The organism is Reyranella soli, assembly GCF_007992495.1.
Taxonomy (GTDB): Bacteria; Pseudomonadota; Alphaproteobacteria; order Reyranellales; family Reyranellaceae; genus Reyranella; species Reyranella soli.
This window is the reverse complement of the sequence record NZ_BKAJ01000091.1, coordinates 50,580-61,490: the sequence shown is the minus strand read 5'-3', so window position 1 is coordinate 61,490 and position 10,911 is coordinate 50,580. Positions and strand designations below refer to the sequence as shown.

Below are 10,911 nucleotides of genomic sequence, written 5' to 3'. Positions count from 1 at the left end.
CACCTTGCCGTCAAAATCTCTGTGGCGAGCCACTAGCCGGTCGGCACCAATGTCACGGCGACACCGTAGGAGTGCGAATCGCCGCCCAGGATGACGCCGCGCAACGGGCTGACGTCGGAGAAGTCGCGGCCCCAGGCGACGGCGACATGGTCCTCCTTCGCCACTAGGTCGTTGGTCGGGTCGAGATGGACCCAGCCCGCGGCCTCGCCGCACCACACGGCGACCCAGGCGTGGCTGGCGTCGGCGCCGCGCAGGGCGATCTCTTCCTTGGAGTGAACGGTGCGGATGTAGCCCGAGACGTAGGCGGCGGCGAGGCCGTGCGCGCGCAAGGCGGCGATCTCGACATGGGCGAAGTCCTGGCAGACGCCCGCCTTGCCGGCGAACACCTCGGCCAAGGGCGTGCTGATGTCAGTGGCGCCGGGATGGTATTCGAAGTCCTTCTTGATGCGCGAGGTGAGCTCGCGCGCCGCTTCGAGGATCGGCCGGCCGGGCTTCAACGATTGGGCGCCATAGGCCTTCAACGCCTCGACGACCGGCACCAGCGGCGATTCGTGGACGAATTCGCTCGCTTCGACCTCGACCGGAAAACCGTTGCCGTTCAGGGCTGCCCGCACGTCTTCCCAGGCCGGCGTCGAGGCGGCCGGCGGTGGATCGGGGAAACGCACGTCGACCGACGCGCGCACCTCTATGTCAAAGCGGTTGTGCGGCTTGTCGAGGCGATAGATGTCGATGCTGTTGCCGAAATGGTCGATGTGCTGCACCGCCAGTGCCGGGATCGGGCTGGTCTCGATGCTGATCGCGCCGACCGTCTGGCCGGCAAAGGCACGGACGCGCAGATGGGCGATGTGCTGCGCCGAATCGACGGTGCTGGCGTAGGTGTAGGACGTGCGATGGGAGAGCAGGTACTTCATGCCGCTCCTCCTAGGCCGTCGACGAGCCGACGGCCTGCGCCGCCGGAACATGGGAGAAGTAGGCGCGTGTGATCGCCTCGGAGAGCCCGTCGAGCCGGCGGTCAGTCTCGTCGGCGAGATCGCGCAGCAGGGCGAGGGCCAGGCCTTCGTGACGCCACACCTGCTCGTCGCCGGCGAACTGCTTTACGCCGGAGGCGAGATCATGGTCGAGCGTCGACGGCAGCGCCGGCACGCGTGTGCCCGAGACGCGCGCGAGATAGTCGAGATGGCCCTCGATGGCGCGCAGCTGGAAGGCGAGCGAGCGCGGGTTGCTGTCGTCGAGGATGACCAGATCGAGGACGGGCGCCGGCTGGAGCTGGCCGAGATAGCGCGTGCGGTAGGTGATGGTGCTGTCGCAGAGCTCGAGCGCGACCCACATCGAGGCCTCCCAGTCGATCGGCGACTGGGCGAAGGGGCTGAGCGCGCCGGTCGCCACGAACTGCGCACGTTCCAGGCGCCGTCCGAGGTCGAGGAAGCGCCAGCCCGTGCCGCGCGTCATGTTCTCCTGGGCGAGGCCCGACAGGATGGCGACGAACTGCACGACCTCGTCGAGGGCGGCGAGCAGCGGATCGAGCTGGCCGCGCGCCGCCGTCAGGCGATGGCGAACCTCGGCCATCACCGGGCCGGCCGCCGTGATCATGTCGACCGAGAAGCGCTCGCGCATGGAGCTGGTCAGGCGCTGGATGGCATCGAGCACGGTCGCCAGGCCGCGATTGTCGGCGCCGACCGCAGCGAGGCCCTGCTGGAAGGCGGTATTCTCCGGCGCCGAGAGGGCTGCGCCCTGGTCCATCAGGTTGGCCTGGCTCAGCAGGCGGCCGAGCAGGCGCAATTCGAGAGCGTCGCGCGGGCTCACCGCGCCGGTCGCCACCTTGGTCGCCGTGGTGCGCAGCAAGCGCGCGTCGTTGTCGAGGCGCTCGATGTAACGGCCGAGCCAGTAGAGATTGTCGGCAACGCGGCTTTGCAGGTCGGCGCCACCACGCTCGACCGAGAGCTGGTGGAAGCGTCGCGTCGAGGGGAGCTGCACGTCGGCTGCGTCCTCGGCCAGTACCCAGACGTCCTTCAGCGTGCCGTTGAGCCGGCCGAGCGAGCGCAGGCAGGTGTCGCCGACGGGCTCGCGTGCCAAGCCGCCCGGCAGTACGCGGTAGGAGGGGCCTTCCGCGCTCACGAACACGCGCATCACCATGGCGGCCGGTGCCAGGTTCTTGCCGTCCCATTTGGGGCTGAGCGAAGGCGTCACCGGATACTGCGCCACGAAGTGGCCCGGCTGGGCGCGGATGCGCTCCTCCAGCGCCTTGCGCTCGGACGGCTCCAGCATGCCGACGACGATCGGCTCGCGATCGGCCTCCAGGCAGGGCCGCACGATCATCAGGTCGAGGTTGGCCAGCGCAAAGGTGAGCGCTGCGGGCTCGCCCAGCCACCACACGTCGAGCGACGGCAGTTGCAACGGCTGGCCGAGCAGCCTTTCGCTCAGCCGCTCGAGGAACGGCATCATGGCCGGCGTCTCGACCACGCCCGAACCCAGCGCATTGGCGAGCGAGATTGCGCCGGTGCGCGTGGTTTCGACCAGGCCGGTGACGCCGAGTGCTGAATCGGCGCGCAGCTCGAGCGGGTCGGCAAAGGAGCTGTCGAGGCGGCGCAGCAGCATGTGCACCGGCCGCAGGCCGGCCAGGGTCTTGATCGAGACGGCGCCGTCGCGCGCCACCAGGTCGCCGCCTTCGACCAGCGGCACGCCGAGCACGCGCGAGAGGTAGACGTGCTCGAAGTAGGTTGCCGACAGCGAGCCCGGCGTCAGCACGGCCATGTTGGGCTGCGCCACGCCGGTTGGCGCCATGGCGAGCAGGGAATCGTGCCAGTGGTCGACGAACGGCCGCAGGTGCCGCACCGGAATGGAGCGGAAGGCCTCGGGCAGGCTTCTTGCCAGCACACGGCGCATCTCGATGGCGTAGCCGATGCCCGACGGAACCTCGGTATGGTCGGCCAGCACGTGCCAGCGGCCGCTGCTCAGCCGCACCAGGTCGACGGCATAGTGGGAGAGATACCGCGTCGGCGCCTTGCCGTCGGTGACGCGGCAGGGCCGCTGGTAGTGCCGGTTGGCATGGACCAGCATCGGCGGCAGCAGGCGGTCCTTCAACACGCTCTGCGGGCCGTAGAGATCGGCCAGGACGGCGTCGAGCAGGTGGGCGCGCTGGATGACGCCGCTTTCGATCTCCGACCATTCGTCGGGCGTGATCACGAATGGCAACGGGTCGAACGTCCAGCGCTGCGCGCCGCGGTCGTCGAGCAGGTTGACCGTGGCGCCCGATTCCTCGAGCTGCCGGCGCGCGCTCTCGACGCGCTCGCCGAGACCCCCGGGCAGCGCTCGGATGACGCTTAAAATGCCTTGCCAGTGATAGCGGATCGACTTCTGGCCGGTGACCAGCTCGTCATATGCGCTTGCCGGCGAGGATGAGAGGCCGCGCAAAGACTCCATGGGCCCGCGGGAGAAGTGAACAGGAGGGGTCAGAATCGCATGGGGAGAGGGTGGGGTCTACCCGGCCGTCTCAGACCTCCTCCCCCGTCATACGGGGGAGGATAGAGGAGGGGGCAGGCAACAGGCGAGGTGCCGCCGGTTTCAGATCATGGACTTGGAGAGGCCGCCTATGTGGCTTTCCCCCTCCTGTATCCTCCCCCGTAAGACGGGGGAGGAGAAGAAAACGCTGAGCTCGGGAGAGGAAAGAGGCAGGGCGCTATGCCCGTCTCAAATCCAGCGTCAGCGGATGCTCCGGATTGTCGATCGGCCGCGGCTCGGGCATGTCGCCCGGCGAATGGCCGATCGGGAAGAAGCGGGCGCGGCGCCGGGCCTCGGCTTCGTTGGCGTTGACCGGCATGCGGTCGTAGCTGCGGCCGCCGGGATGGGCCACGTGATAGCTGCAGCCGCCAAGCGACCGGCCGTTCCAGGAATCGTGGATGTCGAACACGAGCGGCGCATGGATGCCGATGGTGGGATGCAGCGCATTGGCCGGCTGCCAGGCGCGATAGCGAACGCCGGCGACGTATTCGCCGACCGTGCCGGTGGCGCGCAGCGGCACGCGCCAGCCGTTGCAGGAGATGACATGGCGCTGCTCGTTCAGCCCGACCGCTTTGACCTGCAGGCGCTCGACCGAGGAATCGACATAGCGCACGGTGCCGCCGCCACCGGGCTCCTCGCCCAGCACATGCCAGGGTTCGAGCGCGTGGCGCAGCTCGAGCTCGATGCCGCGCTGCGCGATGTCGCCGATCTTGGGAAAGCGGAACTCGAAGTGCGGTGCGAACCAGTCGGGCGAGAAGCGGTACCCGGCCTCTGAAAGATCGGCCAGCACATCCGAAAAATCCTGCCAGACGAAGTGCGGCAGCATGAAGTCGTCGTGCAGTCGCGTACCCCAGCGCGTCAGCGTGCGCTCGTACGGCCGATCCCAGAATTTGGCGACCAGGCCGCGCAGCAGCGCCTGCTGGGCCACGCTCATGCGCCAGTGCGGCGGCATCTCGAAGGCGCGCAGCTCGAGCAGCCCGCGCCGGCCCGACGCCGCGTCGGGTGTGAACAGCTTGTCGATGCAGAACTCGGTGCGATGGGCGTTGCCCGTGGCATCGACCAGCAGGTTGCGGAAGATGCGGTCGACCAGCCAGGGCGGCGCCTGTTCGCCGGACTTGATCTGGCGGAAGGCGATCTCGAGCTCGTGGAGCGCATCGTTGCGCGCCTCATCGACGCGCGGATGCTGGCTGGTCGGGCCGATGAACAGGCCGGAAAACAGATAGGACAGCGAGGGATGGTTGAGCCAGTAGCCCAAAAGGCTCTTCAGGAGATCAGGCCGGCGCAGTAGTGGCGAATCCGCCGCTGACGGTCCGCCAAGGGTCACATGGTTGCCGCCGCCGGTACCGGTGTGGCGGCCGTCGATCATGAACTTCTGCGCGCCGAGCCGCGTGGTGCGGGCTTCCTCGTAGACGATCTCGGTTTTGTCCACGAGTTCGCGCCAGTTCATCGAGGGATGGATATTGACCTCGATGACGCCGGGGTCGGGCGTGACACTGAAGTGGTTGATCCGTGGATCGGAGCCCGGTGGCGGATAACCCTCGATGAACACCGGCTGGCCGAGTTCCTCGGCGGTGTCCTCGACGGCGGTGACGAGGTCGAGATAGTCCTCGGTGCGCTCGGTCGGCGGCATGAAGACGAAGAGATGGCCGTCGCGCGGCTCGAAGGAGATCGCGGTGCGCACGATGTTGCCGGCCGAATGGCCGACACCGGGATGCTGTCCGAGATCGGGCGCCAGCGCACGCCGCCAGGCCTCGCGTCGCGCCTCACCGTCGCCGTTGCTGTCGTCGGGCCGGCCGCGCTCCTGGCGTCGCAGCACCGGCGCGCGCCGGAAGGCATCGAGTGGTGGCAGGGCGGGATGCGACACCATGGGATCGGGCTCGACCATGACATCCATGTCCGCCGGCGCAGCCCACGGCAGCGAATCGAGCGGCAGGCGGTAGCCGAGCGGCGAATCGCCGGGGATCAGGTAGCACTTCTCCGAGCGCAGGAACCACGGTCCGCTGCGCCAGCGGCCGCGGCCGTTGTGCTCGCGTTGAATGGGCAGCACCGTGCCGACGGGGCTCTCCAATCCTTTCTCGAACACCCGCGCCAAACGCTCGCGCTCCAGCGGGTCCTTCATCTTGGCGTCATCGACCGCGACGTTGCTGGGCAGTCGCCGCTCGCGCCACAGGTAGTACCAGGTGTCCTCGAAGGCGCCGAAGAGATAGCCGGGATCGAGCTGCAGGCGTTGCGCGAAGGCGAGCGCAAAGCGATGCGCGATCTCCGGCGTGGCGCCCGTCGGCTTGTCCTCCAGGGCATAGAGATGGGCGTCGCGCCAGATCGTCTCGCCGTCCTTGCGCCAATGGCAGTTGAGCGCCCAGCGCGGCAGCTGCTCGCCGGGATACCACTTGCCTTGGCCGAAATGCAGCAGCGGCCCGGAGGCGAAGCGGTCGGCGAGCTTGCGGAACAGCACGCCCGCCTTGCGCCGCTTCTCCGGCCCCAGCGCCAGCGTGTTCCATTCGGCGCCGTCCATGTCGTCGATCGACACGAAGGTCGGCTCGCCGCCCATGGTCAGCCGCAGGTCGTGCTTGCCGATGTCGCCCTCGATCGCCTCGCCGACGGCAAGAAGCCCGGCCCACTGCTCGTCGCTGTAGGGCTTGGTGGTGCGCGGCGTTTCGCGCACGCGCGTCACCTTCATGTCGTAGGAGAAGGTGACCTCGCTCTCGTCGACCGCGCCTTCGATCGGCGCCGCGCTCGACGGCTCGGGCGTGCAGGCGAGCGGGATGTGGCCCTCGCCGGTCAGCAGGCCCGAGGTCGGGTCGAGGCCGATCCATCCTGCTCCCGGCAGGTAGATCTCGCACCAGGCATGGAGGTCGGTGAAGTCGTGCGTCGGGCCTTCCGGTCCGTCGAGCGGCTTCTCGTCGGGCATGAGCTGGATCAGGTAGCCCGAGGCGAAGCGCGCCGCGAAGCCGAGATGACGCATGATGGTGACCAGAAGCCAGCCGGTGTCGCGGCACGAGCCCTTGGCGAGGCCGAGCGTCTCCTCGCAGCTCTGCACGCCCGGCTCCATGCGCACGATGTAGCCGATCTCCTTCTGCAGGCGCGCGTTCAGGCCGACGATGAAGTCGACGGTGCGCTGCTTGGAGCGATCGACCTTGGCGAGCCAGGCCGCGAGCAGCGGACCCGGCGGCTCGACCTTGCGGAACGGCGCGATCTCGGCGGCGAGCGAGGGATCGTAGGCGAACGGCCACTGCTCTGCCTCGGGCTCGAGGAAGAAGTCGAACGGATTGATCACCGTCATGTCGGCGACCAGGTCGACCACCACCTCGAAGCGGTCGGTCTTCTCGGGGAACACCAGGCGGGCGAGATGATTGCCCTGCGGATCCTGCTGCCAATTGATGAAGTGCTGCTTGGGTTCGATCCGCAGCGAATAGGACAGGATCGCAGTGCGGGAATGCGGGGCGGGACGCAGGCGCACGATCTGGGGACCGAGCGCCACCAGTCGGTCGTAAGTGTAGGTCGTCCGATGATGCAGCGCGACGTGGATGCTCATGCCGACCCGCCCAATTCCGCTCTACAGGTACACTTAGCAAGTGACATGCCAGCGTCAAACGTCAGAAGTTAGGGCATGAGCAACTACTTCGACCTTACGGGCAAGGTCGCCCTAGTGACGGGTGGCAGCCGCGGCCTGGGCTACCAGATGGTGAAGGCGTTTGCCGCCCACGGCGCCGACGTCTTCGTCACCAGCCGCAAGCTGGACGCCTGTGAGAAGGTCGCCGCCGAGGTGCGGGTCATGGGCCGCCGGGCCGGGACCTATGCCTGCAACGTCGCCAATTGGCATGAGCTCGAGGGCCTGGCCGACGCGGCCTACGCCGCCTTCGGCAAGGTCGATATCCTGGTGAACAATGCCGGTTCCTCGCCGCTGGCGCCCTCGTCGCTGGAGACGCCCGAACAGCTCTTCGACCGCATCGTGTCGCTGAATTTCAAGGGTCCGTTCCGCCTGATGTCCCTGGTCGGCAGCCGCATGGCGGCTGGTGAGGGCGGCTCGATCATCAATATTTCCAGTGCCGGGGCGCTGCGGCCACGGCCGCAGATCGCGCCCTATGCCGGCGCCAAGGCGGCGCTGAACGCCATCACCGAGGCCTTTGCCTTCGAGTACGGGCCCAAGGTCCGGGTCAACACCATCTCGCCCGGCCGCTTCCTGACCGACGTCTCCAAGGCCTGGAGCGAGGAGCATAAGCTCAACCCAACGGCCGCCCTCAGGCGCAGCGGCAGCCCTGAAGAGATCGTGACGGCCGCGCTCTATCTGGCCTCAGCCAAGTCAAGTTTCACCACCGGATCCTTGGTCCGGGTCGACGGAGGGATTGCCTGATGAAGACCAAAGCTGCCGTTCTCACTGTCTGCGGCGCGCCACGGCCGTTCGCCAAGTCGAAGCCGATCCAGATCGCCGAGCTCGATCTCGATCCGCCGGGCGAGGGCGAGGTTCTGGTCAAGGTGGGCGGCGGCGGGCTTTGCCATTCCGACCTGTCGCTGGTGAACGGCGACCGGCCGCGGCCGGTGCCGATCGTGCTGGGCCACGAGGGCGCGGGCGAAATCGTCGAACTGGGCGCCGGTGTGCACGACGTCAAGGTCGGCGATCATGTCTGCTTCACCTTCAACGTGAGCTGCGGCCGTTGCCGGCGTTGCCTGGAGGGCCGGCCCTATATCTGCGAGCGCTCGGTGACGCCGCGCTCGGCCGGCCAGCTCCTGTCGGGCAATCATCGCCTGCACCTCGACGGCAAGCCGGTGAACCACCAGTCGGGCGTCTCCTGCTACGCCGAGTATGCCGTGGTCGATCGCGGCTCGATCGTGGTGATCGATCCCAGCTTGCCGCTCGACATCGCCGCCCTGTTCGGCTGCGCCGTCGTCACCGGCGTGGGCGCCGTGGTCAACACTGCGCAGATCCGGCCGGGCAGCACGGTGGCCGTCGTCGGCCTGGGCGGCGTCGGCCTGAGTGGCCTGATGGGTGCCGTGTTGGGCGGCGCCAGCCAGATCGTCGCCATCGACCTTTCCGACGAGAAGCTTGGCCTGGCGCGCCAGCTCGGCGCCACTCATACGGTCAACGCCAAGGACGCCGACCACGTGAAGCAGGTGCGCGACCTCACCAACGGCGGCGTCGACTATGCCTTCGACCTTGCCGGTACCATCAAGGCCATGGAGACGGCCTACCTGGTGACGCGCTGGGGCGGCACGACGGTGACGGCTGGCCTGTCGCCGATCGCGGCCGATTTTTCCTTCAAGCAGAGCGTACTGGTCAGCGAGGAGAAGACCATCAAGGGCAGCTACATGGGAAGCTGCGTGCCCGTGCGCGATATCCCGCGTTTCATTTCGCTCTATCAGCAGGGCAAATTGCCGGTCGACCGCATGATGAGCCAACGCATCGGTTTCGACGAGGTCAACGCGGGCTTCGATCGCCTGCAGGACGTGGCAACCGTGCGCCAGGTGCTTGTGCCGCACGGATGATCGGCAACCTCGCCCTCGCCGCATTCATGGTGGGGCTCACGGTCGTCGTGCATTTTGCCGGGTTGCTGCTGTTGATCCGGCTGCTGCGCGCCCGCGGGCATCGCTTCCGGGCGCACGAAAGCGCGATCGGCCAGGGCGCGGCCATTGTGGTCGTCGTGTTGGGGCTGGTCGGCATTCATACCGCGGAGATCTGGCTTTACGCCGTCGTGTACTTCATCCAGGGCGCGCTAGCCGATTTCGAAGCGGCGCTCTATTTCTCCACGACCAGCTTCACGACCATCGGCTACGGCGACGTCGTGCTCGACAAGCAGTGGCGCCTGGTGAGCGCCATCGAGGGCGCCAACGGCCTGCTGCTGTTCGGCTGGTCGACCGCCTTCCTGTTCTCGGTCACTGCGCGCATGCGCACCCTGGAACACGATTGGCTGGAACATCCGAAGCAGCGGCGGCTGTGAACAGGCTGGCCCCTGGTGACAGAAAGCAAGGAGCAACAGTTGAGCCGCATTTCCATCGCTGCCGAAAGCGCGCTGCAGGATGACGTTCGTGGCCTCATCAAGGAACTGAACGCCACGCTGCTCGAGCTGACGCCGCCGGAATTCGTGTTCCACATGACCGCCGAGCAGATGGCCGAGCCCGACACGACCGTGTTCATCGCGCGCGAGGATGGCCAAGCCGTCGCTTGCGGCGCGCTGAAGCGCCACGCCGACGGGGTCGGCGAGGTGAAGCGCATGTATACGCGGCCGTCGCATCGCGGGCGCAAGATCGGCGCGATGATCGTTGAGCGGGTCGAGGCCCTGGCCCGCCAGGAAGGTCTTAGGCGCCTGGTGCTGGAGACCGGCGACCAGCATCCGGCGGCGTGGACGGTCTACGAACGCGCCGGCTTCACGCGCTGTGGCGCGGTGCTCGATTATCCCGATTCCAAGTGGTCGGTGTTCTACGAGAAGCAGCTCACTCCATCTTCGCGCCACTCGCCTTGATGATCGGCGCCCAGCGTTCGCGTTCGGCGGTGAAATAGGCGGCGGACCGCACCGGGTCGGCATCGGCCACCGGCTCCACCGCCAGCGCCCGCAGCTCGGCCTGCAGCTTCTCGTCGGCCATGATCCTGCGAGTGGCGGCGGCGAGAATGGTCACGACCTCAGGCGGCGCGCCCGCCGGCAATGCGACCGGGTTCACGGTCGAAACGAGCACGTCGGGCAACCCGCACTCCGCGGTGGTCGGCAAGTCGGGCACGACGGAGGTCCGCTTGTCGGCGCACACCGCGAGGTAGCGCGTCTTGCCTGCCTTGTAGTGGCCGAACGTCGTGCCGATAGTGTCGAGCAGCCAGTCGACCTCGCCTGACAGCGTGGCCTGCACGGCGGCATTGTTGCCTTTGTAGGGCACGTGCAATGAGACGAGGTTGCCGGCCTTGAGCTTGAAGAGCTCGCTGCCCAGGTGCCCGATGCTGCCCATGCCGGAGGAGCCGCTACGATACTTGTCGGGGTTCGCCTTCAGCAGGGCGACGAACTCCGGCAACGTCTTCGCCGGCAGGCTGGGATTGCAGGAGATCACCATGGGCACGAAGCCTATGATGAACAGCGTGAAGTCGCGTACCGGATCGTAAGGCGGCTGCGGCATCAGCAGCGGTCCCGTGACCTGTGTCGACGACGAGCCCAGCAGCAGCGTATAGCCGTCGGGTTTCGACTTGGCGACGAGATCGGCGCCGACGATGCCGCCGGCGCCCGCCTTGTTGTCGATCACGACGGGCTGGCCGAGCAGGGCCGCGAGCCGTTCGCCGTAGAGCCGGCCCATCAGGTCGGTCGGGCCACCCGGCGGGAACGGGATCACCAGCCGGATCGGCCGGGATGGATACTTGTCCTGGGCAAGCGCTGGCGCGGCCACCGCTCCGCCGAGGGCGGCCGCGCCGGCCAGCAATTTACGCCTGTTCATGGTTTCCTC

Annotated in this window: 8 protein-coding genes; 4 read left to right on the top strand and 4 right to left on the bottom strand. The window is 67.7% G+C overall.

The window, feature by feature from the left end; all coding sequences use genetic code 11:
- Positions 1-32 precede the first annotated feature (32 nt).
- The 3 genes from RSO01_RS25875 to RSO01_RS25865 all read right to left on the bottom strand — a co-directional run bounded on the left by RSO01_RS25875 (position 33) and on the right by RSO01_RS25865 (position 7,030).
- The gene (locus tag RSO01_RS25875) at positions 33-911 is read right to left on the bottom strand and encodes a transglutaminase family protein (RefSeq protein ID WP_147152865.1); all 879 of its coding nucleotides are present in this window, start codon (positions 909-911) and stop codon (positions 33-35) included.
- Positions 912-921: 10 nt separating this feature from the next.
- Positions 922-3,420, bottom strand: coding sequence for a circularly permuted type 2 ATP-grasp protein (locus RSO01_RS25870; RefSeq protein WP_147152863.1), 2,499 nt, complete (start codon positions 3,418-3,420; stop codon positions 922-924).
- Between the two features lie 256 nt (positions 3,421-3,676).
- On the bottom strand, positions 3,677-7,030 hold the full coding sequence (locus RSO01_RS25865) for a transglutaminase family protein (protein WP_147152861.1): 3,354 nt from the start codon (positions 7,028-7,030) through the stop codon (positions 3,677-3,679).
- A 75-nt stretch (positions 7,031-7,105) separates the two neighbouring features.
- Here RSO01_RS25865 and RSO01_RS25860 point away from each other — a divergent pair, with 75 nt between their 5' ends.
- From RSO01_RS25860 to RSO01_RS25845, 4 genes are read left to right on the top strand one after another with little or no spacing between them, the layout of a single operon-like run.
- Entirely contained in the window at positions 7,106-7,849 is a 744-nt protein-coding gene (locus tag RSO01_RS25860; RefSeq protein ID WP_147152859.1) for an SDR family NAD(P)-dependent oxidoreductase, read from the top strand.
- The gene (locus RSO01_RS25855; protein ID WP_147152857.1) at positions 7,849-8,979 is read left to right on the top strand and encodes a zinc-binding dehydrogenase; all 1,131 of its coding nucleotides are present in this window, start codon (positions 7,849-7,851) and stop codon (positions 8,977-8,979) included. The genes RSO01_RS25860 and RSO01_RS25855 overlap by 1 nt, the downstream gene beginning before the upstream one ends.
- Positions 8,976-9,431 carry a potassium channel family protein gene (locus tag RSO01_RS25850; protein ID WP_147152855.1) on the top strand — a complete coding sequence of 152 codons (456 nt, stop codon included), beginning with the start codon at positions 8,976-8,978 and terminating at the stop codon, positions 9,429-9,431. Before RSO01_RS25855 ends, RSO01_RS25850 begins: the two co-directional genes overlap by 4 nt.
- A gap of 39 nt (positions 9,432-9,470) precedes the next feature.
- A complete protein-coding gene (locus RSO01_RS25845; RefSeq protein ID WP_246158797.1) occupies positions 9,471-9,953 on the top strand; it encodes a GNAT family N-acetyltransferase in 483 nt (160 codons plus the stop codon).
- Here the strand turns inward: RSO01_RS25845 and RSO01_RS25840 are convergent.
- Complete coding sequence (locus RSO01_RS25840; protein ID WP_147152853.1) at positions 9,925-10,902, bottom strand: Bug family tripartite tricarboxylate transporter substrate binding protein; 978 nt, start codon at positions 10,900-10,902, stop codon at positions 9,925-9,927. The two genes, RSO01_RS25845 and RSO01_RS25840, sit on opposite strands and share 29 nt — an antisense overlap.
- Between the last annotated feature and the right edge of the window lie 9 nt (positions 10,903-10,911).

Coding starts and splice junctions, on each gene's coding strand:
- RSO01_RS25840 (WP_147152853.1), bottom strand. CDS start 10,902: ATGAACAGGCGTAAATTGCTGGCCGGCGCGGCCGCCCTCGGCGGAGCG.
- RSO01_RS25860 (WP_147152859.1), top strand. CDS start 7,106: ATGAGCAACTACTTCGACCTTACGGGCAAGGTCGCCCTAGTGACGGGT.
- RSO01_RS25850 (WP_147152855.1), top strand. CDS start 8,976: ATGATCGGCAACCTCGCCCTCGCCGCATTCATGGTGGGGCTCACGGTC.
- RSO01_RS25865 (WP_147152861.1), bottom strand. CDS start 7,030: ATGAGCATCCACGTCGCGCTGCATCATCGGACGACCTACACTTACGAC.
- RSO01_RS25855 (WP_147152857.1), top strand. CDS start 7,849: ATGAAGACCAAAGCTGCCGTTCTCACTGTCTGCGGCGCGCCACGGCCG.
- RSO01_RS25870 (WP_147152863.1), bottom strand. CDS start 3,420: ATGGAGTCTTTGCGCGGCCTCTCATCCTCGCCGGCAAGCGCATATGAC.
- RSO01_RS25875 (WP_147152865.1), bottom strand. CDS start 911: ATGAAGTACCTGCTCTCCCATCGCACGTCCTACACCTACGCCAGCACC.